The organism is Pedobacter sp. JY14-1 (assembly GCF_029269825.1).
In the GTDB taxonomy this organism is placed as follows: domain Bacteria; phylum Bacteroidota; class Bacteroidia; order Sphingobacteriales; family Sphingobacteriaceae; genus Pedobacter.
Genome location: NZ_JARJHU010000003.1, coordinates 271,402 through 293,119 on the forward strand (window position 1 = coordinate 271,402; position 21,718 = coordinate 293,119).

Consider the following 21,718-nt stretch of genomic DNA (forward strand, 5'->3'; position numbering starts at 1 on the left):
TCTGATCAGTTTTAGTGCTTGATTAGCCAGTCCCCGCACTGCGCATTGCCGGGTTGATAACTAAGTCTTTAGTATAAACGTATAACTAATATTTTAGTTTTCAAAATTTATTTAAAAAAAAGGCAGGAATCCTCCTGCCTTGTCTAACTATTAACTAAAACTAATTTGTATGAGTGCTTTGGAATTTACTTTGAAAACAAAGTGCTGATAGTCAATGTGCCGGATTTTACGGGGGCACTTTTCATCGCCATTTCCTCGTTTGCCTGGCTGTTGCCGACTGCCAAAGTGAGCAGGGTGGCAATGAATACCGGAACAAGCAGCAAAAGGAAAGGAGAGATGTTGGTTAACTTTTTCATGATCTTGTATTTTTTGGCCTGATGGCTATGTTTAATTTTCTTGTTGTGTTTTGATGAAACAAAGAGAATCATAAAATTCGCCCCGCTAAAATGTTTTAGACCAAGCGGATATTCTCCTAGATGAACGCCCCGAATGCCGGTTTTGAGGTCTGGAGCAGGCTTTGCCGGTGTTGGTAGAAAAAAAATGCCTGTTCGTCGAATGAAAATGCCGGGAAATGCCGGATTGTCTATTTTGATAAGGATATTTGAGGTATGGATAATAAAAGACCACTGGTTGTACATGTTATTTTCTGGTCACTGATCTGTTCCCTGCTGTTTCTGGATGTTGTCCTGAACAGGAGGACCTACAGCGCTAGAGATATCGGGATCATCTATGGCTATTCGGGGGTATGTAATGTTTCGATATTTTATATCAACTATACCTTGCTGATCCCGATGCTGGTAAAGGAGCAGAAGCGTTACGGCTTGTATATGGTGTCGATCACGCTGCTGATACTGGGTATGTGTGTCATCAAGACAGCTATTGCGAGCCTGAACCCGGAGCAGTTGCTGACCTATTCCGGTAAAAAGGGTGCGGTAGCATACAGTTCACTGGCGCGGTATGCGGCGGAAGCACTATTCATATCTGGTTTTTTTGTAGTCATCAGTGCATTGCTCAAGTTTGCGATCGACTGGGCGGGCAATGAACGGGTACAGCGTAACCTGGAAAGGGAACGGAAAGAAATGGAACTGCAGTTCCTGAAGTCGCAGCTGAACCCGCATTTCCTGTTCAACTCACTCAATAACATTTATTCGCTGGCTTATCAGAAATCAGAGAAAACACCCGATGCGATCCTGAAGCTGTCGGAGATGATGCGTTATATGATCTATGAGAGTAACGATAGCTGGGTTTCCCTGAGCAAGGAGATTGAATATGTACAGAATTTCATCGAGCTGCAGAAACTGCGTTTTAAAGACGGGGCCTTTGTGGAATTTACCATGAACGGGGAGATCGACCACCAGCGCATCGTTCCGCTGATCCTGATTTCCTTTGTGGAGAACGCATTCAAGCATGGGGTTGCCAATGACCCGAAGGACCCGATACGGATCAATATTATCGCGAACCAGAAGATTCTCCATTTCAGCATTACCAACAAAAAGAACAATTACAACAAGGATGAAATGGGGGGAGTGGGTCTGAGTAATGTGGAAAGGCGCCTGCAGTTGCTTTATCCTGACAGGTATAAATTAAATATTGTAAATTCGGCTACACACTACACAAGCGAATTAATGCTGGATATATGACGAAGTTAAAATGTATAGCTGTTGATGATGAGCCGCTGGCACTGGATATTATAGAGGATTATGTATCCAAAGTGCCCTTTCTCGAACTGGTTAAGAGAACGGAGAATGCGATAGAGGCGCTGCAAATGGTACAGGCCGGTGGAGTGGACCTGGTGTTTCTGGACATCCAGATGCCCGAACTTACAGGCATCCAGTTTCTGAAGATCGCCAATTCCAAGGCCAGATATATCCTGACGACTGCCTATTCGCAATATGCGCTGGAAAGCTATGATCTGAATGTCTCAGATTACCTGCTGAAGCCGATTGCCTTCGACCGTTTCTACAAGGCGGTGGAAAAGGTCCACAACCAGGTAAAGCCTGTGGAGGTGGTCCAGCCCCCGCAGCCGATATTGACTTCTGCACCTTTTTCTGCTGCTGCGGTCCCGGTCCAGGATTTTATCTTTGTCAAAACGGAACATAAGATCCAGAAGATCGAACTGGATCATATCCTCTATATTGAAGGATTAAAGGACTACATTTCTATCTATACCAGGACTGAACGTATCATCACGCTTCAGAATATGAAGAAAATGGAAGAAACCCTTCCGCAGGGCCAGTTTATCCGGGTACACAAGTCTTACATTATTTCCCTGGATAAGATCGAAAGCATTGAAAGGAGCCGGATCTCTATCTGCGGCAAAGTGATCCCTATCGGTGATACCTACCGGGATGAATTCTTCAGGCACATCGATAACAAGAACATTTAAATGCGCTCGCGGATCGGTGCAGGGAGCTGGCCCAGATGAGACCTTATGGCATTTTCAGCTTCATTGCTGACTTCATCCGGTGTCCTGCCTGCCGGTTCTATCGGTGGGAGGACGGTCCATTTCAGACGTTCGCCAAAACTAAGCGGAAAGCTGCCGAACTGTACCAGTTTCCAGGAATTTTCAATAGCCACCGGAACAATTAGTGCATGAGGTGTTACCTTGAGCAGGGTGGCGATACCACCAACCTGGAAAGGTTTCATCTGGCCGTCCTTTGATCTGGTGCCTTCCGGGAAGATCATTGCTGACCAGGTATGCTCCTTCATCCTCCGCCCGAGCTTGATGATCTCTGAAATGGCCTGTTTGCTGTCTTTGCGGTCGATGTTGGCCCCGCCCCCATACTTCAGGTTGAACGAAATGGAGGGAATGCCTTTGGTCAGTTCTATTTTGGAAATGAATTTAACATGGTATTTTCTGAGGAACCAGATGAGTGCCGGTATGTCATACATGCTCTGGTGGTTGGCCATAAAAATGATAGGCCTGTCTTTAGGCAGCGCCTGCCTGTTGATAAAGCGTGTACTGGCCCCCAGTGTCAGGGTACTGTAAGTAAGGAAAAAATTAAGGATATCTACAGAACGCTTGTGGGCGGCGTAGCCAAGTACCTTGTAGCAAAACCACTGAATGGGCTGGAAAATAACCAGTATCAGAAAGAAACACAGGTAAAAGACCGGGCTTAAGAGATAACCTAGGAATTTATTCATGTTGCAATGATACTGAAATTCTACAAATGGCCATCTTTGAGGAGCAGCTGTGCCCTGAGCAGGGCGGCCACACTCATGCTGTCGGTAATCTCCCCGTTCAGCACCATCTGACAGGCATCCTTAAGCGGTAGCTTCCTGACGGTGAGCTGCTCGGTTTCCTCCGGCTCTGCCTCACCCATTGTCAGGCCCCTGGCAATATAAATGATGGCAAGTTCGTTGCTCACAGAGTTGGAAAGATGCATGCGCTGCAGCTCTGTCCATTCGCTTGCCGTCATTCCGGTCTCTTCCAGCAGTTCCCTTTTTGCACTTTCGAGCGGATCTGATTCCAGCGGGCCGCCACCCTCCGGGATTTCCCAGCTATAGGCTTTGAGCGGAAACCTGTACTGTCCCACGAGCCAGGTATTGAGGTCTTCATCAACCGGTAATATGCCTATGGCGTAGTTCTTGAAATGCACCTCGCCATAGATACCCTTGCCACCAGAAGGGTTGATCACCTGGTGCTCAGTGAGGCCGATCCATTTATTTTCGTAGATCTTATGGCTTTCTATGGTAATCCAGGGGTTTGTCTCTTCCATGGTACCAATATACAAAAATTAGAAAGGCTCTTCATCAGATCGCATTTCCTGCTGGTCCGTTTTTTTCTTTTTGCTGCCAAAGCTGGTTTTTCCAAACCTGTAGGAATAAGTAAGGCTGGCCATGGTGCCCTGCATCCTGCGACGGAAATCGATAACGGTGTTGTTGGCGTCTGTAGTCATACTCCAGGCCCGCGTATTGAACACATCGCGCACATTCAGGCTCAGCGAAGACTTCTTGTCTTTGAAGTCATACTTTGCGCCTGCGTCAACTCCGTACATCGCGTTTCTTTTGCCCTGAGCCATTACTTCCGGTGCCCGGTAATCGCCCCTTAACTGCAAGGTAATTCCGTAGGGCAGCGTAAAGTTGTTGGTCAGGTTGGCGTTCCAGCTGAACCCCGAGTTTTCGACGATGCCGAATTCAGGCACACCAACGATCTTGTTCTGATAGAGGTTGATGTTCCCGGTGAAATTCCAGGCTTTGGCGACATCTACACGACCGATCAGTTCCAGGCCGCTCGAATAATTACGCGTAAGGTTTTGCGGCGTTGTGATGGTAATGCCGTTTTCGTCGGGTTCGGTGCGCACCCGCTGGATCACGTCATCGGTCTGCCTCAGGTAGGCACTTGAAATCAGTGTCACCTTTTGCCAGAACTTACTGTAACTGAGCTCAAATGCGTGCACGTCCTCTGGCCTGAGGTTTGGATTGCCCCTGCGGTAGTTCAGTGGGTCTGATACATCAAGGAAGGGATTGGTATCCCAGCCCCTGGGCCTGTTGACACGACGGCTGTAGCTAAGCTGCACCTGCTGGTCGCCTTTGAATTTCTGTGTAAGGAAGACACTTGGATAAAGCCTGGTATAGGCGACTTTTCCCGGGACATGGCTGATCGCACCGGAATTGTCATATACACCGAGGCGGGTATCCAGCCTGGCGTCTTCTGCCCTAAGACCTATCTGGTAACCGAAGTTGTTCACCTGGTTCTGATAATTGAGGTACAGCGCATGTACCTGGTCTTTGTTGTTGAACTGATTGGTCAATGCAAAGTTCGGTACGTATACTCCGGTGAGTGCGTCCTGTAACTCGGAGAGGTTGCTGCTTTCTGATGTTCTGATCTGGCTCCGGTAACCGGCTTCGACCTTACCTGCTTTTCCTACAGGTAAAGTGTAGTCTGTTTGTATGTTGTAGTTCCGGTTAAAGCCATATCCGTCATTTCGCTGAATGTTGGGCAAGGTATTGCCTGTTCCGTCGCTCTCATAAAATTCGGTGTTATATAACTGAAGATTATCGTTGTCGCCTTCAGAGAAGCTGAAATTAAAGGTAAGTTCCTCCTTGGGCTTTTTAAATTTCTGGTTAAAATCGAGACTAAGATCATAACTTCCGCCTGAGCCCAGATTGGTATTGTTCCTGTTGCTGAGGTTTACCGGATTCTTTGCCGCGTCAAGCTGGTCTATCTTCAGCAGTTCTGTACGGTCGTTGTCACGGATATTGAATCCGCCGGAGAAGCTGAGTATGCTTTTTTCGGAAAGGTTATAGTCTATGCCGGCTTTTACGTTATGGCCTTTTTCCAGCATATCGCCAGTCGTAAGCTGATTGGCATAGACAGTTGAGGAAAGCGGCTGTTTATAAAAGATGTTGCTGTAGCCGCCCCCTGTTCTGTTACCGTAACGATAACTGTAGTTGCCGTAAAGATTAACCTTGCTGTTCTGGAAGCTTAGACTGGTATTGGCGTTATAGTTATCGCGGTTACCGGCAGTCAGTGCTGCCGATCCGTTCAGTCCCAGTTTCTTATTCTTCTTGAGGACGATATTGATGATGCCCGACTGGCCCTCCGCATCATATTTGGCTGAAGGGTTGGTGATCACTTCAACACTCTCAATGGAGCTGGCAGGAATTGACTGGAGGATCTGGGCAACGCTGCCCCCTGCGATAAGAGAGGGCTTGCCGTCGATCAGTACCCTGACACCTGTCGAACCCCTGAGGCTGACATTTCCGTCGATATCGGTCTGGATCGAAGGAACATTCTGGAGTAAGTCCGAAGCGGAGCCTCCTTCGCTTACCAGACTCTGGTCAACGGAAAACACTTTTTTGTCGATACCCAGTTGCATCGTACTTTTCTGAGCAGTAACCTGCACCTCATTAAGTACCGTGCCTTTTGAAGGCTTCATTCTGATGGTGCCGAGGTTGACCGGCTGGTCAGATACCTGCAGGGAATCGCGGACCATGGTCTGATAACCGATATAGCTTAGTTTAAAGGTATATACTCCCTTTGCCAGTGCGGCTATGTTCAGGTTGCCGTCAGCATCTGTTTGTGCTCCTTTGACTACGGCTTTTGTTTTCCTGTTCAGGACCACAGCCGTAGCAAACGGAATGGTCTCGCCGCTTTGCGCATCCATCACTTTTGCCGTTATTCTGGCACTGGTAGTCTGGGCGCCGCCTTCCAGGGGGAATAAGTAAAATACGGTAATAATCAGTAAAAATAGTCTTTGGTAATTCTTCATCTCAGGTCCCTTGTGTATAAGGGAGACAAAGAAAAGGGGCCTAAGTTTAAAAAAGGAGGCAGTAACTATTTTATTACACCAAAAAGCAGTTGTGAAAGTAAAATTATTGTTAACCGGCAGGTCCTTGCAGACTAATCAACGGAAACAGTAAGCCCTTCCTGCTGAAGGATCTTCCGGTAAACCTCCATTTCGGTAAAAGAGCCCTCTAAAACGGCACATTTACCTTTGTTGTGTACCTCCCAGGCGATCTTTTCTGCCTGATGTTCGGAATAGTCGAGGTATTTCATCATGCAATGGATCACATGGTCAAACGTATTCACATCATCATTCCACAGGATCAGCCGGTGGATGGTCTTCAGGGAGGTAAGGATTTCTTCGAGTGTAAATGTTTCTTCCTTTGTTTCGGTTGACATTCTGCAAAAATACGCTTAATTCAAAATATTGTTGCAGCTAAGATTTTTTTTGCTTAAAATTTGCAGTAAAGCCAAATGTTATGCAGCGTTCAAGAATTGCCGGAATAGGTTATTACGTACCTGAGAATATCTATACCAATAGTGATCTGGCGCGGTTCATGGAGACGAGCGATGAATGGATACAAGAGCGAACGGGAATCAGGGAGCGCCGTTTTGCCGACCGGCTGGAAGAGACGACGACCACGATGGGAATAGCCGCGGCGAAGGTTGCGATGGAGCGTGCAGAAACGACTCCTGAAGAGATAGATTTTATTGTGTTTGCCACCCTGAGCCCTGACTACTACTTTCCGGGATGTGGTGTGCTGGTGCAACGGGAAATGAAAATGAAGGAAATAGGGGCCCTGGATATCCGCAACCAGTGCTCGGGGTTTGTTTATGCCTTGTCTGTCGCCGATCAGTTCATTAAAACAGGGATGTATAAAAACATCCTGGTTGTGGGTAGCGAGAAGCATTCCTTTGCTATGGATTTTAATACCAGGAGCCGTAATGTATCGGTGATCTTCGGAGACGGTGCGGGTGCTGTAGTCTTACAACCGGCACAGGAGGAAGGGCAGGGCATACTGAGTACGCACCTGCACAGCGATGGTGCCGAAGCTGAACTGCTGGCGATGTATTACCCGGGGGCGCATGCCAATAAATGGCTGAAGGACAAACCCGGATATCCGGAGCAGGAACTGGGCGGGTTGTTCCTCACAGCGGAACAGCTGAGCGGCGGCGCGGCTCTGCCTTTCATGGACGGGCCGGCGGTATTCAAAAAGGCAGTCGTAAAATTCCCCGAGGTGATCAGGGAGGCCCTGGAGGCAAATGGTCTTTCTGCAGGTGATATTGACCTGCTGGTTCCCCACCAGGCAAACCTGCGGATCAGCCAGTATGTACAGCAGACGCTGGGCCTGGAAGACAGGCAGGTGTTCAATAACATTCAGCGTTATGGTAACACTACTGCTGCGTCGGTGCCCATTGCTTTGTGCGAGGCCTGGGAAGCGGGGAGGATAAAGCCAGGTGATCTGGTCTGTCTGGCTGCATTCGGCTCCGGCTTTGCCTGGGGGAGTGCACTGATCAGATGGTAACTTCGTCTCTCTAACTCCCCTTCGCCGAGCGGGTCATTTGTTCAAGCATATCCCACATTTCATCCGGAACGGCTTCCAGGCCGTTGAACTGGCCGGCTCCCTGCAGCCATTCTCCGCCATCTATAGTAATGACCTCACCGTTGATGTAGCCTGCAAAATCGCTGACCAGGAAGGCCGCCAGGTTGGCCAGTTCCTGGTGGTCACCTACCCGTTTCAGGGGAACACGGTTCTTAAAATCGAATTTTTCAGCCAGGTCACCGGGCAATAGCCTTTCCCAGGCACCTTTGGTCGGAAAAGGTCCCGGCGCGATCGCATTGCTGCGGATCCCATATTTCCCCCATTCGGCTGCCAGTGACCGGGTCATGGCCAGGACGCCGCCTTTGGCACATGCGGAAGGCACGACGTAGGCAGAGCCGGTAAAGGCATAAGTCGTAACGATGTTCAGGATACTGGCGGCTTGCTTTTCCTTGATCCAGTGCTTTCCGAAAGCCAGCGCGCAGTTTGCCGATCCCTTCAGAACGATGTCGATAATGCTGGAAAATGCATTGGCAGATAGCCTTTCCGTAGGAGATATGAAATTTCCGGCAGCGTTGTTCAGCAATACATCTGCGCGGCCAAAGTTCTTGAGCGTTTCGGACAGCATATGATCGACTTCTTCATAATTCCTGACGTCGCAGGGCACCGGAAGCACCTTACCACCGGTAGCCGCTTCCATTTCCTTTGCCGACTGCTCCAGTACTTCTGCTTTTCTGCTGGTAATGACAAGGTTAGCGCCAAGTTGAAGAAAATACAATCCCATGGCCCGGCCAAGTCCCGTACCTCCGCCGGTAACTACAATGGTCTTGTCTTTAAGCGCGTCTTCGCGAAGCATTGGCTGATTGTACATGGCTATTTCTTTTGAAGGTTATCGATCAGGTTCTTTAAGATCGCCCGGGTAGCGGGTGACCACCATTGCCGGAGCATGGCAGCAAGTTCTTCTGTCTGATCGGAGCCTGCCGCTGCGATCAGTTCTTTCCGGATATTGAGCTTGCTTTGAGTCCAGGTATTCCTTTCCATAGCCATGTATCTTCTGGCTTTCCGCTCTGCAGCCGTGAGAATCCCCCCTGGATTGGCCAGTTCGTCGACCAGACCCGCATGTAGTGCCTCGGCAGGGTTGAACAACTTTCCTTCCAGCAAGGCACGGGAAGCTTGGGCCTGTCCGAGCCAGAATGAACAAAGCTTAAAGATACTGTTAGGGACGATGATGCCTACTGGCACCTCGTTCAGGCCAATAATGTAATTGCCTTCAGCCATAACCCGGTGGTCACAGGCAAGCGCGATCACGCAGCCGCCTGCCGGGCTGTGTCCGTTAATGGCTGCGATAAGCGGTTTTCTGAAGGCGACCAGGGAAGCCACAAAGTCAAGGAACAGCTTCCAGAAGTCTTCAGCCTCCTGTTCACTGTAATTGTACAGTTCGATCAGGTCCAGTCCGGCGGAGAAAAAGCCTTCTTTTCCGGTTAGGATTACCGCTGCGATATTTGGATCTGCTGAAATGTTGCCCAGCATATCTTTCAGTTCGGTGATCATCTCCCTGTTCAGGGCGTTGGACCGGCCTCTGTCCATGGTGATGATGGCCAGCTGATCTTTTACAGTAACTTTGATGGTGTTCATGCGTTGTTTAGTTTACTTGATAAGTATATACAGACCTGCCCAGGTTGCCGCTCGCATCTATGCCTTCGACTACTACCCGGTAAGTGCCGGTAAGGTCTGAATTGTAAAAGCTTACCTTTCCACTTCCCTTGCCGGTTGCCACATGCGGGTTCCAGTAAATGGTGCTCCGCAGGTCGGGCGTATCGCTGGCAACTTCATATTTAGGGGAATAGAATTCCCTGGGCGTATAGAAGCCTTTCGGAGAATAGGTGACGATACCAGGTGTAATGGATGGAAGCCCTGAGCTGCCACTGCCCCTTTTAGTGGTAATGACAAGTACGCCACCGCCGCCACGCATCCCATAGATCGCTGTATAGTTGACAGATTTCAGGATTTCTATTGTTTCTACGTCAAATGGATTGATATTGTCGAGGAAGTCGGGCTCGGTAGGCATACCGTCAATGACAATCTGCATGGGCGAATTGCCGTTCCTGAGCAGGTAGGCCATGCCATTTCTGATCATAAGACCCGCAACCCTGCCTTGCAGGCATTGGGAAAGTGTCGTGCAGTTCTGTAATTGTTCGGTTGTGATCACTGCATCGGCATTGCCGGCCCCATTCAGGTTGGAAGAATTTTTGGCCGGATTCTTCTTCTCGGTGATATTCACTTCCTTCAGGGTAATACTTTTTTCCAACATGCCGCTTTTTCGCATCTGATCAAAATAATCAATGCTCTGCTTCAGATAGGCAGACAGGGCACCGTTAACGTTTACTTCTATATCGCCTGTATTCTTGCTTTTGGTGACGATCTGACCCGCAACCAGGTCGAGCTTGATATCCACATTTTTTTTATCTCTTGCGTTTCTGGCCTGGACAATGAAACGGGTGCTGTCATTGAAGACCAGGTTGTCAAAGCTAAACCTTCCCCCGGCATTGGTAACGGTGTCCATCGCGAAAATGCCTCCCGAGGAAGAAAAGAGCATGACTTTGCTGTTGGGTGAGGGCTTGCCGCCATAAGTGGTTACCGTACCGCTGATCTTAAGCGTCTTTTCAGGCTGGAACCGGATCACCGGTGCAGCTCCTGCAATGATGTTCTTCCACAGGAACCTTCTCCAGCCCTGCGTCAGCATCAGGTTGTCGAGATCACTGCTGGTCTGCTGATCATCTTTCAGAAAATAGTAGTTGGGCTTTTCTACATAACCGGCAATGTCCGAAGTCAGCAGGAGACTGGTCAGAATATTGCTTTCATTGTTTTCATCGGGCGTAACCGCGGCGTTTGCCGTCACTGCCACAGAAAAAGAACCCTCGGCAGGCTGATTTTCCAGGGCAGCACTGATGTCCAGTTCCACCTTTTCCCTTTTATGATATTGTTGCTGACCAGCGCTTACTTTAAGGTCCAGCAGGCCCGATTTACTTTTTAAGAAGACAAGTCTTTCGCTTACGGGAATATTGTCTGCGGAAAACAAGGTAAACTGGACAATCCCTGCGGGCAGGTCTTTTTTCGGGATGGAAGTCAGGATCAGTTGTTTCTGCGCGCTGGCCCTGGACACGAAATAAACATTGCCGTTGTTCTGCGCAACCAGCTTGAGTTCTCCTGTTCCTGTGAGGCCCTGGCTTAGCATGATCTTGATCACAATCTTATCTTCGGTCTGGCTAATGTTCAGGACGTAACCCTGGCTAAATGCCTTAGGCAGATCAAAGCTTTTTTCAGATCCGTCCTTAAAGCTTACCGTGGCCCTGTACATTTTCCCCGGCTGAGGGTTCAGTATAAAATTGCCCATTCCGAGGTGAGTAGTATTGTACTTGCTGATTTCCTGCCCGGAATCATCGGTGATGATACCTGTAATATCTTCGCCAAGACCAGCGGCATTTACCGATTTGACGCCCAATTTCGAAGGCAGGTTTTCTACCAGGCTGCCGCCTTCAGGGAAAAACTGCACATCTACAGCATCAGAGGTGGCGGTTACCGGTATTTGCTTGGTCACTTTCCTTCCGTTTAGTATATCCAGCGTCGTGACGATCCTGCCGGACCGGTAAAGCGAAGGCAAAGTATTCAGAAAGCTGATTTCTGCGTTGCCATCCTTATCTGTCGTTGTTTTTCCCTTTGCAACGCTCCTGAAGTTCAGCTGCACATCGTAACTGACTTCTTGTCCGGCATAAGGAATCCCTTCCCTGTTGGTATATCTGATCAGCGCTTTGACCTTTTCCGCTGTGTTATCTTTCTGGAATGTATAGCGGGATCTGGTGAATACGTCATTGGCCCAGGAGTTGCCGATCTTTATCGTCTTGTCGAAGAAAAAATCGGTGCCAGCATTACGCATCCATTGGGTATAGGCACGGATACGGTAGTTGCCTTCTGAAAGTGAGTCGGGCAGTTTGAAATCTCCCCAGCTGATCCCCGACACGAGCGGTAAACGGAGTTGTTTTTTTACAGAGTCCTTCTCGTTGATCAGCTCTACATACAGCACATTGCTGATGTCGGATAACCTGGAACTTTGTGCGTTAATGACGTAGGCCTTAAACCAGATGTTGTCGCCGATGGCGTAATAGGGTTTATCAAGATGGAGGTGGACTTTTTCCTGGGGATATTTTTCATTGTAGGCCTCCAGCTTCTTTAACAGGGCTGCAAAAGGATCTTCGTCCGTCTTATAAGCAAAGCCTGCTGCAATGACCAGCAGGAAAAATGCGGTACGGAAGGCAAACTTCAGTTTCATAGGAAAGCAACGCTGGAAAAACGTGCTTAATATACTAACTAAAACTTATTCTTCCACATCATGCTTTCTACTGGTCTGGTCGTTTTATTGTTGTACTTGGCATTCCCTTTAACATTGTAAAGGGTTTCTATTTCTCCCTCGATCTTAAAATAGATCAGTTGTCCGATGGGCATCCCTGCATATATTCTTACGGGTTGCGCACAGGAAATTTCCAGTGTCCAGGTATTACAGAACCCCACATCACCCTTGCCTGCGGTGGCATGGATGTCGATGCCAAGCCGTCCCGTACTTGATTTGCCTTCCAGGAAGGGAATATGCTGGTGGGTTTCGGTATATTCCAGTGTAACACCAAGATACAGCGTGCCTGGCTGCAGCACATAACCTTCTCTGGGTATTTCAAAATGCTCGATCTGATTGTGTGCCTTTGCATCCAGGACCCGGTCTTTGTAAGTAGCCAGGTACTTCCCCAGGTGGACATCATAAGAATTGGTGCCAAGGCATTCAGGATTAAAGGGTTCGATAATAATGTTCCCCTTTTCTATCTCTTCTAATATCCGTTTGTCAGAAAGTATCATTTTGCAAGCATTTGGACGAAATTATGATTAATTTAAGATACTTTTGCATTGTTTTTCTAAATAGAGATGCCCGTAATTTTGAACAAACAGATTGATGAGGATACCGTGCTGGGCGTATGGAAAATTGAGGAAACCGAAGCGCAGTTGCGCGCTGCACTTCAGTTAAGGCAACATGAGCATGACCTCATTTCTACCCTGAACAGCGGCAAGCGCCTGCTGCACTGGTTAAGCACCAGGGTTCTGCTCCGGTCTATGCTGCATACCTCAGAATACATCGATTGCAGGGTCGATGAACATGGTAAGCCTTATCTCCCGGGTCTGGGATACCATATCTCGCTTAGCCATTCTTATGACTATGCTGCAGTGATGATCGGAAAGACGAAGGCGGTAGGAGTCGATATTGAACTGATTAAGCATAAGATCAGGGGTATACGGAATAAGTTTCTTTCTGATTCGGAGCTGGCCCAAAAACAGATCGGCGATAATATTGAAGGTTTATATGTCTGCTGGTGTGCCAAGGAAGCAATTTACAAATGGAACGGCAGAAAGGGGCTCGAGTTTAAACGGGATATCCACATCCGGCCATTCCGGCTCAAAACCAGCGGCAATCTGGAGGTTGCGGTTGACCTGCCGGACGGGCCCCGTCAGTTAACCGTCGAATATTTTAAGGTAGGGGCAGATTACATGCTCGGATATACTGTAGGCTGACAGAGAAAATGCAGAATAAAAAAGTAATATATACAGACTGGGGACTGATTGACTACGAGATGGCCTGGGAACAGCAGGAGGCACTTTTGAATGAGGTTGTGGCGGTCAAAACCCGCAACCGCCTGGAGGGCCTGGCATCGGAAACCCCCAACCATCTGATCTTTTGTGAGCACCCGCATGTATATACGCTCGGCAAGAGCGGTCATCCCGAAAACCTTTTGCTCGACGAGCAGGGCCTGAAGGATAAGCAGGCGGCCTACTACAAGATCAACAGGGGCGGGGACATTACCTATCACGGACCTGGACAGATCGTCGGTTATCCGATCCTCGACCTGGAAAATTTCTTTACTGATATCCATCTTTACTTAAGGACGCTGGAAGAGGCGGTGATCCTGACACTGGCCGATTACGGCATCGCCTCAAGTCGTTATCCCGGTTATACAGGGGTATGGCTGGACGCCGATAAGGAAAACGCGCGCAAGATCTGCGCGATGGGCGTCAGGTGCAGCCGTTGGGTCACGATGCACGGCTTTGCACTTAATGTAAATGCAGACCTGAGCTATTTCAGCCATATCGTGCCCTGTGGGATAGATGACAAGGCCGTCACCTCGATAGCGGCTGAACTGGGTCGCCCGGTCGATATGGAAGAGACCCGGGAACGGCTAAAGAAGCACATAGCCGCACAGTTTGGTATGAAGCTTATCTAACGGGCGGATTTCGGATCACATTTTGAAGTTTTCTAATAAATATTTATTTTACAGGAAAACTCTAAAACTATGGATTACAATTCTGATTACGCTGCTGCAGCGGGCATAGGTGCCGGCTCTATTTTCATTTGGTTGCTGATTACGGTGATTACTTACGCCGGATTATGGAAAATGTTTGTGAAGGCAGGGAAACCTGGCTGGGCAGCGATTATTCCGATTTACAACGCAATCGTACTGATCGAGATCATCGGAAAGCCAACCATTTGGATACTTTGGTTCCTGATCCCATGTGTGAACATTGTCTTTGGCATCTGGGCACTTAATTTACTGAGCAAGAGCTTCGGCAAGAGTGAAGGATATACCATTGGTATGCTTATCCTTCCCTTCGTATTTTTTCCGCTGCTCGGTTTCGGCGACGCAAGGTATCTCGGGCCGTCCGCTGCGGAGGCAAGGTTTAGGCAAAATCCCTTTGATCAGGGTGGCCAGTTCAATGTGGACGATCCCTTCAATAAGCCACCGACCACGCCGAATGCTTAAATGGCCGGTCTGATGATATGCATCATGTCTGTTTTTTCCCATGACCGGGAGAAAGCAGACATTTTTTTATTGCCTTGCCCTTTCAAATACCTGACTGGGCTGGATTGCCCCGGATGTGGTTTCCAGCGATCGGTCATCGCCCTGATGCGGGGAGATGTCAATTCGAGCCTGACCCTTTATCCCCCGGCCATCCCGCTGATCCTTACGTTCGTGTTTTTCCTCTTCGTCAAACTGCGGGGAAAGGTCATACGGCCGGCGGTGATCAATATACTGTTTATCGTCAATGCAGCCGTCATCACAACCAGTTACCTTTTTAAGGTTGCCGCAATGCTGAACTGAATGCCGCCCGGATCATGATAGGGATGTCAGGTGGGTGTAGTCTTTGAGCACGGTTTTCAGGAAGGTGTAGTCATTCATTCCCACAGGCATTACGATACCGAGTTTGTCTCTTACCTTGGCGGACATCGCAGTGACCAGCTCCTGGTTATAGGTCTTATGAAATGCATCCAGTACTTCAAATATCAGTTCTGCCTCCAGGTCTGTCATTTCGGTAACCTGATTGAAAACGGGGACGTAGTCTTCAGCGAGTTTAGCATTAAAAGCAAGGTTTGACAGGCCTGTGCGTGGTTTAGTGGTGATCACCAGGGTACCGGCAGCGATATCTCCGATCCGCTGCTTTTTCCCGGAAACCGCTACGGCGATCAGGCCTGCGATCTGCCCGGTAAGGGTGAAGTCAACCAGCCGGAACAGCCAGCGCATGAAATACTGGCCAAGACTCGCGCGGTCGCCGTTCTGGCTGATTACCTTTATTTTCATCAGCCGCTTGCCCGGAGACTGGCCGTTCATCAGCAGTTCGCAGCCTAGGAAATAGAATACGCAGATGCAGGCATAAATGGCAATGACCACATTTCCCAGGAATGGTGTCAATGCGCCCGAAAGATTAAGGAGCATCATCAGGACAAGGCCGGTCACGACCAGCAGGCTCACATCAATCAGTCTGGCGGCAATGCGCTCGCCGAGACCGGCAACAGGATAGTCTATCGTTACATTCTGGCTGGTATCTACTTTAACGGTCTCCATATCCAAATATAGAAATTGACACCTCACTTGTTTCTTTTTTTTGCTATTTTGAGCACCATTAAATTAACGTCTTAAACATGAGAGAGGCACTGTTTGTAAAACAGCATTCTGAAAAATGGCGCTCATACGAGCAGATGCATGCGGCCAGTCCCGACGAACTTGCACAGCGTTTTACGGACATTACCAGCGACCTCTCCTATGCCCGCACCTTCTATCCGAAATCAAAAACAACGGTTTACCTGAATGGCCTTGCCGCCACGCTGCACCAGGCGATTTACCGCAGAAAGCGTGAGCGCGCCAACCGCTTCCTGCACTTCTGGAAAACAGAGCTGCCCTTGCTTTTTTATATCCGCCGCCGCCAGTTGGGATATGCTTTTATCATCTTTATGGCCGCCGCCTGCATCGGGGTACTTTCCGCGAAATTCGACGATACCTTTGTCCGCCTGATCATGGGTGACGACTATGTGAATATGACAAATGAGAACATCAGCAAGGGGGACCCGTTTGGCGTGTACAAAAGGGAAAGTTCCTTTTCGATGTTCGTCAGGATAGCGGCCAATAACGTACAGGTATCGTTTGTAGTTTTCGTACTCGGGTTATTTGCCGGCCTGGGGACCATTTCGGGGTTGCTCCACAATGGAGTGATGCTGGGTGCTTTTGAATATTATTTTTTCAGCAAAGGTCTGGGCATGCAGTCGGTGCTGGTCATCTGGATCCACGGCACCCTGGAAATTGCCGCGATCATCATCGCCGGAGGTGCAGGGCTGGTACTTGGCAACGGCATCCTGTTTCCGGGGACCTATACGCGTCTGCAGTCTTTTCGCAGGGCAGCTGCTGAAGGCACGAAGATCATCGTCGGCCTTGTCCCGGTTTTTCTGACCGCGGCATTTTTTGAGGGATACGTAACGCGTCATACAGAGATGCCTGTCTGGCTTAGTGCCGGTATACTGGCAGGCTCACTCGCTTTTATCATCTGGTATGTGGTGATTTACCCGCTGCGCCTACACCGTATTCATAATTTAAACAAGCATGGATTTCAAGGTAGAATTTAAAAAGGTCCGTTCATTCGGAGAGATCATTAACGATAGTTTTTTGTTTATCAGGCAGAACATTAAAGCCCTGTTCAAAACATTCCTGTATTTCTCAGGGATCTTCGTAGTAGCAGGAATCGTATCCAATGTGATGTATCAGCTCCGGATACAGGAGGCCGCAGGTCAGAATTCAGTGTCTGCAATGTTCGGACTGACTTATCTGGTCGTCATGGCCATTACCTTGCTGAGCTATACTGCGCTCACGGTTTCCATCCTCTGCTTCATCGATCTGTATAATCAAAAGGGCAGGGTTGCGCCGACAGTGGAGGAGGTATGGGGATACTTCCGGTATTATTTCTTCAGGGTTTTCGGCAGTAGCCTGGTCATCGGATTATTTCTTGGAATCTGTTTTCTCTGTTGCATCATCCCGGGTATTTATGTCTTTCCGGCGGTGAGCCTGGTGCTTCCTGTCATGATCTTTGAAAACGCAGGCCTGGATTATTCCCTGGGAAGGGGCTTTAAGCTGGTCAAACAGCAATGGTGGCCGACAGCCGGTACTTTGCTCATGATCTGGTTCATTACTTATGCAATGATGTGCTTTGTAATGGTGCCGCTGATCATGGCGGGACTGATCGGGTCATTTGCAGGCGGGCAGAAAGCTTTGGGTCTGGGGATCGCCATCACCTCAGCAGTGCTGCAGGGCATTTGCCAGATCTTCATGATCCTGCCTCTTGTGGGCGTCTCGTTATGCTATTTTAACCTGGCCGAACGGATAGAGCATACCGGCCTGCTGGGTCGTATAAATCAGTTCGGCAACGAAAGCGACCCTTCGGGCGAAACCAGGGAAGATTACTGACATGATCGCTTCGCAGAGAACAGCAGACAGTCTGAGGCATTTTAATGCCCAAAGCCTGCGCGACTACGCGCATCAGGCTGAATTCCGGTACCAGGAAACTTTGTCCGGTGATTCCTGGTGGGACAGGTTTGTACGCTGGTTCTGGGAAATGCTGGATGCCTTGCTGGGCAGTGAATACAGCCGCCCGTTCATTACCTATGGTGCAATCCTCCTCCTGAGCGGACTGTTGATCTTCCTGATCCTGAAAGCGGCGGGGCTGGACCTCCTGGTCTTCGGCAGGGCATCTAAAGCTATTCCTGCACTGCAGAATGCTGATGCAGAGGACATCCATCTGATCGATTTCAATCAGGAAATCCACCGCGCGGTCAATGCGGGGGACTATCGCCTGGCGGTAAGGATGTTTTACCTGAGATTGCTGAAGCAACTGAGCGACCGTAATGAAATTATCTGGAGCCCGGACAAGACCAATCGTACCTACATCACGGAAATACAGGATACGGGCAGGAGTGCGCGGTTTAAAAAGCTGACGCAGGAGTTTGAACGTGCCTGGTATGGGGAAATCGACCCGGCGCCGGGTGATTTCAAAAGGATAGTGGCAGATTTTGAAAACTTCAATTCGTCCCCGGCATGAAGGGCTTCAGGTTTTATATCATCGCCTGCTGCGCATTGCTGACCGGTTACCTGGTACTGGAATTCACCCGTCCCAAACCTGTAGACTGGACGGAAAGTTACCTGAAGGAAGACAAAATCCCGTATGGGCTGTACATTCTCTTCAACCGGATCGGCGACATTTTTCCCGGCAGGGAAGTTATCATTTCCGGCAAGCCTGTGCGTACGGCCTTAAGTCGTACGGACCCGGCCAGCTATCTGGTCATTGCAAATTCGCTCAGCTTAAATTCGGCAGACCTCCAGGCGCTGAAGCAGTTTGCCAGCCGGGGAAACCAGGTTTTTATCGCTGCATCCACTTTCGGACGTACCCTGTCACAGGAGTTCAGCCTTAAGACTGCAGATGAAGCAGGCCTTTCCGGTATACAGCACACAAGTTTCATCAACCTGCCATTCAAAGGCGAACAGCGGTACCGGTTTGAATATAAAGTTATGCCCAGGTATTTCAAGCATTTCGACAGCGCCAGGGCCGTGGTCATTGGCATAAACGGGAATAAGCAGGCAAACTTTCTGAAATTTTCCTTTGGAAAGGGTTCCTTATACCTGATGCCGAACCCACAGCTGCTGACCAATTACAGCCTGCTCAATCCCATGGGCGCCGCTTACGCCGAAAGGGCCCTGTCGCTGCTGCCCGCTGGTAACAGCCTGCTCTGGGACGAACACTTCACCAGGAATACCGGGCGGGACGAAAATGTTCTCCGGGTCTTATTCCGGTACGACATGCTTCGATGGGCCTATTTGCTGAGCATCACCGGTGTCCTTTTATTTGTACTCTACGAACTCAAGCGCAGGCAGCGGATCATTCCGATGGCGGACCCGCTCCGGAATTCATCCGTAGATTTCGTACGTACCGTAGGCCAGGTTTATTATCACCAGCGTGACCACAAGGACATTGCCATTAAAAAAATGCATTTCTTCCTGGATTACATCAGGAATACCTACAGGCTGGAAGGATCAGCCCTGGACCACAGATTTGAAAAGGAACTGCTCCGGATGTCTGGTGCAGAAGAAGCTGTCGTCGCAGAGCTGCTGACGGTCTTAAGAGGACTGCAGGGCACAGGGCAGCTCCCGGAACGTGAACTGGTCCGGTTCAATCAACTTATAGAAACATTTCACCAACAATCCCAATAGACATGGAAGCAGAATTCTCCCAGGAACGGACAGATCTTAGCGAACTTAGCGGCGCCGTTAGCCGTATCCGGGAAAACCTTGGAAAGATCATCATCGGACAATCGGAGATTGTCGACCTCATTATTGCCGGGCTGCTGGCCGATGGCCACATCCTGCTGGAAGGCGTACCGGGAGTGGCCAAGACACTGACGGCAAAGCTCATTGCCAGGAGCATCGACGCACTTTTCTCCAGAATACAGTTTACGCCAGACCTGATGCCCTCAGACGTATTGGGCACTTCGGTATTTGACCCAAGAACCGCTGCCTTCGAATTTAAAAAGGGTCCTGTTTTCGGCAATATCATCCTGATCGATGAGATCAACCGTGCGCCGGCAAAGACGCAGTCTGCGCTGTTTGAGGTCATGGAGGAAAGACAGGTGACGATAGACGGCTTTACCTATCCGATGGAAGCGCCTTTTATGGTACTGGCTACCCAGAATCCGGTCGAACAGGAAGGAACCTACAGGCTGCCCGAAGCGCAGCTAGACCGGTTCCTCTTTAAGCTCAGCGTAGGGTATCCCACACTTGAGGAAGAGACACAACTGCTGACCCGCCAGCATCAGCACCGTTCTGAAGACCAGCTGGAAGCCGTCGGGGCCATACTGGACAAGAATGAAGTGCTCGCTTGCCGCAGGCTGGTAAGAGGCCTCCATGTGGAAGCGAAGGTGATCGAATATGCCGCCAGGATCAGTCATGAGACACGGCACAGCAAATCACTTTACCTTGGCAGTTCTCCAAGGGCATCCCTGGCCCTGATCAATGGCGCCAAGTCTGTAGCCGCAATCGACGGAAGGGATTTTGTAACGCCTGAGGATATCGTCAGGGTGGCAGTTCCGGTCCTGGGGCACCGGGTTATCCTCACTCCGGACAAGGAAATGGAGGGCAGCACTCCTGCCGACGTGATTGCACAGATCATTCAGAAAATCGAGGTACCCCGTTAGCCGTGAAAGCACTGTACAGGAAATATTACCTTGACCTTTTTCTGGCAGGCCGGTTATTCGCGGGCATTGCGCTATGCGTTTCCGTGTTCCTCTTCGCGTTCTTTCTGCCCGTCCTGCAGGTCTTGGCCTATGTACTTTTTTGTGTGCTCCTGCTGTTGCTGCTCATCGACATGATCCTGATGTTCCGTTACATCAAACCCTTTGACGGGGCGAGGACTGTTCCCGAAAGGCTGAGCAACGGAGATGACAACACGATCATGGTGAGTCTGGAAAACCGTTATCCCTTCAGTGTAGATGTCCTCGTCATCGATGAACTGCCTTACCAATTCCAGATCAGAGACCAGGAATTCCTCAGACACCTGAAGGCGAAGGATAAATACAGCTTCAGCTATATGCTGCGACCTGTAAAAAGGGGTGAATACCACTTTGGGCTGCTTCGGGCGTATGTTTCCTCTCCGATCGGCCTGATCCGCCGCAGGTTTAACTTTGGTTCCGGGCACACGGTCCCTGTTTATCCTTCGTTTCTTCAGCTGAGAAAATACGAGCTCATGGCCATCTCCAACCGGCTGCCTGACGCAGGGAACCGGCGCATCCGCAGGATCGGGCAAAGTCTTGAATTCGAACAGGTGAGAAATTATGTACAGGGCGACGATTACCGGAAGGTAAACTGGAAGGCCACCGCCCGCAAGGCAGAACTCATGACCAATTCCTTCATCGATGAAAAGACCCAGCATGTCTATTGCATCGTAGATAAGTCGCGCAACATGAAAATGCCTTTTGACGGGATGACCCTTCTTGACTATTCGATCAATGCTTCCCTGGCCCTCTCAGATGTTGTTTTGCTCAGGGATGACAAAGCCGGGCTGATCACCTTTGCGGAAAAGTCCGGTACGATGTTGCCGGCTGACAGGCGCCCCGGGCACCTGGGGAAAATCATGAGTACACTGTATAATGAAAAGACCAGGTACCTGGAGTCGGATATGGAGGCCTTATTCATCCGGATCCGCACCATGATCAGGCAGCGGAGCCTCCTCATCCTGTTTACGAATTTTGAGGGTATGCAGGCCCTGCGCCGGCAGCTTCCCTACCTGCGGAGAATGTCAAAATACCATTTGCTGCTGGTGGTGTTTTTTGAAAACACGGAATTGAGGTCGCTTACCGAAAGCCCGGCAAAAGACGTCGAGGGAATCTATGTGAAGACGATTGCCGAAAAATTTGCACATGAAAAGAAGATGATGGTCCGCGAGCTCGAAAACTTCGGCATCGCAGGCCTGCTCACTAAACCCCGGAACCTCAGCGCGGATGTCATCAACAAATACCTGGAAATAAAGGCAAGACGCCAGTTGTAAG

Annotated in this window: 23 protein-coding genes; 13 read left to right on the forward strand and 10 right to left on the reverse strand. The window is 49.5% G+C overall.

The features are described from left to right. Nucleotides 1-185 precede the first annotated feature (185 nt). On the reverse strand, nt 186-638 hold the full coding sequence (locus P2W84_RS07235) for a hypothetical protein (protein ID WP_276089451.1): 453 nt from the start codon (nt 636-638) through the stop codon (nt 186-188). Here P2W84_RS07235 and P2W84_RS07240 point away from each other — a divergent pair. Then, nucleotides 609-1,640 (forward strand): sensor histidine kinase, encoded by a 1,032-nt coding sequence (locus P2W84_RS07240; RefSeq protein WP_276089452.1) that lies wholly within the window; start codon nt 609-611, stop codon nt 1,638-1,640. The genes P2W84_RS07235 and P2W84_RS07240 overlap by 30 nt on opposite strands. After that, complete coding sequence (locus P2W84_RS07245) at nt 1,637-2,386, forward strand: LytTR family DNA-binding domain-containing protein (RefSeq protein ID WP_276089453.1); 750 nt, start codon at nt 1,637-1,639, stop codon at nt 2,384-2,386. The genes P2W84_RS07240 and P2W84_RS07245 overlap by 4 nt, the downstream gene beginning before the upstream one ends. Here the strand turns inward: P2W84_RS07245 and P2W84_RS07250 are convergent. From P2W84_RS07250 to P2W84_RS07265, 4 genes are all read right to left on the reverse strand, one after another. Continuing rightward, nucleotides 2,383-3,144, reverse strand: coding sequence for a lysophospholipid acyltransferase family protein (locus P2W84_RS07250; RefSeq protein WP_276089454.1), 762 nt, complete (start codon nt 3,142-3,144; stop codon nt 2,383-2,385). The genes P2W84_RS07245 and P2W84_RS07250 overlap by 4 nt on opposite strands. Nucleotides 3,145-3,164: 20 nt before the next feature. Continuing rightward, the gene (locus P2W84_RS07255; RefSeq protein ID WP_276089455.1) at nt 3,165-3,719 is read right to left on the reverse strand and encodes an NUDIX hydrolase; all 555 of its coding nucleotides are present in this window, start codon (nt 3,717-3,719) and stop codon (nt 3,165-3,167) included. Nucleotides 3,720-3,737: 18 nt separating this feature from the next. Further along, complete coding sequence (locus tag P2W84_RS07260; RefSeq protein WP_276089456.1) at nt 3,738-6,215, reverse strand: TonB-dependent receptor; 2,478 nt, start codon at nt 6,213-6,215, stop codon at nt 3,738-3,740. Nucleotides 6,216-6,346: 131 nt separating this feature from the next. Continuing rightward, nucleotides 6,347-6,628 carry an ATP-dependent Clp protease adaptor ClpS gene (locus P2W84_RS07265; protein ID WP_276089457.1) on the reverse strand — a complete coding sequence of 94 codons (282 nt, stop codon included), beginning with the start codon at nt 6,626-6,628 and terminating at the stop codon, nt 6,347-6,349. Nucleotides 6,629-6,708: 80 nt separating this feature from the next. Between P2W84_RS07265 and P2W84_RS07270 the strand changes: the two genes are divergently transcribed. Then, nucleotides 6,709-7,755, forward strand: a complete 1,047-nt coding sequence (locus tag P2W84_RS07270) for a beta-ketoacyl-ACP synthase III (protein WP_276089458.1) — start codon at nt 6,709-6,711, stop codon at nt 7,753-7,755. A gap of 10 nt (nt 7,756-7,765) precedes the next feature. Here P2W84_RS07270 and P2W84_RS07275 read toward each other — a convergent pair whose 3' ends face one another. From P2W84_RS07275 to dcd, 4 genes are read right to left on the reverse strand one after another with little or no spacing between them, the layout of a single operon-like run. Next, the gene (locus tag P2W84_RS07275; RefSeq protein WP_276089459.1) at nt 7,766-8,641 is read right to left on the reverse strand and encodes an SDR family oxidoreductase; all 876 of its coding nucleotides are present in this window, start codon (nt 8,639-8,641) and stop codon (nt 7,766-7,768) included. Nucleotides 8,642-8,643: 2 nt separating this feature from the next. Beyond that, the gene (locus P2W84_RS07280) at nt 8,644-9,405 is read right to left on the reverse strand and encodes an enoyl-CoA hydratase/isomerase family protein (RefSeq protein WP_276089460.1); all 762 of its coding nucleotides are present in this window, start codon (nt 9,403-9,405) and stop codon (nt 8,644-8,646) included. A gap of 7 nt (nt 9,406-9,412) precedes the next feature. Beyond that, nucleotides 9,413-12,097 carry a TonB-dependent receptor plug domain-containing protein gene (locus P2W84_RS07285; RefSeq protein WP_276089461.1) on the reverse strand — a complete coding sequence of 895 codons (2,685 nt, stop codon included), beginning with the start codon at nt 12,095-12,097 and terminating at the stop codon, nt 9,413-9,415. 38 nt (nt 12,098-12,135) lie between these two features. Then, on the reverse strand, nt 12,136-12,672 hold the full coding sequence (dcd, locus tag P2W84_RS07290) for a dCTP deaminase (protein WP_276089462.1): 537 nt from the start codon (nt 12,670-12,672) through the stop codon (nt 12,136-12,138). Nucleotides 12,673-12,750: 78 nt separating this feature from the next. Here dcd and P2W84_RS07295 point away from each other — a divergent pair, with 78 nt between their 5' ends. From P2W84_RS07295 to P2W84_RS07310, 4 genes are all read left to right on the forward strand, one after another. Beyond that, complete coding sequence (locus P2W84_RS07295; protein ID WP_346348954.1) at nt 12,751-13,380, forward strand: 4'-phosphopantetheinyl transferase superfamily protein; 630 nt, start codon at nt 12,751-12,753, stop codon at nt 13,378-13,380. A gap of 8 nt (nt 13,381-13,388) precedes the next feature. Continuing rightward, nucleotides 13,389-14,087: a lipoyl(octanoyl) transferase LipB gene (gene lipB / locus P2W84_RS07300; RefSeq protein WP_276089464.1), complete on the forward strand. Its 699-nt coding sequence runs from the start codon at nt 13,389-13,391 to the stop codon at nt 14,085-14,087. Between the two features lie 69 nt (nt 14,088-14,156). Then, on the forward strand, nt 14,157-14,624 hold the full coding sequence (locus tag P2W84_RS07305; RefSeq protein ID WP_276089465.1) for a DUF5684 domain-containing protein: 468 nt from the start codon (nt 14,157-14,159) through the stop codon (nt 14,622-14,624). Nucleotides 14,625-14,636: 12 nt separating this feature from the next. Then, nucleotides 14,637-14,963: a DUF2752 domain-containing protein gene (locus tag P2W84_RS07310; RefSeq protein ID WP_276089466.1), complete on the forward strand. Its 327-nt coding sequence runs from the start codon at nt 14,637-14,639 to the stop codon at nt 14,961-14,963. A gap of 12 nt (nt 14,964-14,975) precedes the next feature. Here the strand turns inward: P2W84_RS07310 and P2W84_RS07315 are convergent, their stop codons facing one another. Then, nucleotides 14,976-15,704, reverse strand: a complete 729-nt coding sequence (locus tag P2W84_RS07315) for an RDD family protein (protein WP_276089467.1) — start codon at nt 15,702-15,704, stop codon at nt 14,976-14,978. 77 nt (nt 15,705-15,781) lie between these two features. Between P2W84_RS07315 and P2W84_RS07320 the strand changes: the two genes are divergently transcribed. Genes P2W84_RS07320 through P2W84_RS07345 form a run of 6 tightly spaced genes read left to right on the forward strand, consistent with a single transcriptional unit; the run spans nt 15,782 to nt 21,717 of the window. Further along, nucleotides 15,782-16,756: a stage II sporulation protein M gene (locus tag P2W84_RS07320; protein WP_276089468.1), complete on the forward strand. Its 975-nt coding sequence runs from the start codon at nt 15,782-15,784 to the stop codon at nt 16,754-16,756. Continuing rightward, nucleotides 16,734-17,591: a hypothetical protein gene (locus tag P2W84_RS07325; RefSeq protein ID WP_276089469.1), complete on the forward strand. Its 858-nt coding sequence runs from the start codon at nt 16,734-16,736 to the stop codon at nt 17,589-17,591. Before P2W84_RS07320 ends, P2W84_RS07325 begins: the two co-directional genes overlap by 23 nt. Before the next feature lies 1 nt (nt 17,592). Further along, nucleotides 17,593-18,222, forward strand: a complete 630-nt coding sequence (locus P2W84_RS07330; RefSeq protein ID WP_276089470.1) for a DUF4129 domain-containing protein — start codon at nt 17,593-17,595, stop codon at nt 18,220-18,222. Continuing rightward, entirely contained in the window at nt 18,219-19,388 is a 1,170-nt protein-coding gene (locus P2W84_RS07335; RefSeq protein WP_276089471.1) for a DUF4350 domain-containing protein, read from the forward strand. The genes P2W84_RS07330 and P2W84_RS07335 overlap by 4 nt, the downstream gene beginning before the upstream one ends. Nucleotides 19,389-19,390: 2 nt before the next feature. Next, nucleotides 19,391-20,368 carry a MoxR family ATPase gene (locus tag P2W84_RS07340; RefSeq protein ID WP_276089472.1) on the forward strand — a complete coding sequence of 326 codons (978 nt, stop codon included), beginning with the start codon at nt 19,391-19,393 and terminating at the stop codon, nt 20,366-20,368. A 2-nt stretch (nt 20,369-20,370) separates the two neighbouring features. After that, on the forward strand, nt 20,371-21,717 hold the full coding sequence (locus tag P2W84_RS07345) for a DUF58 domain-containing protein (protein WP_276089473.1): 1,347 nt from the start codon (nt 20,371-20,373) through the stop codon (nt 21,715-21,717). Nucleotide 21,718 lies beyond the last annotated feature (1 nt).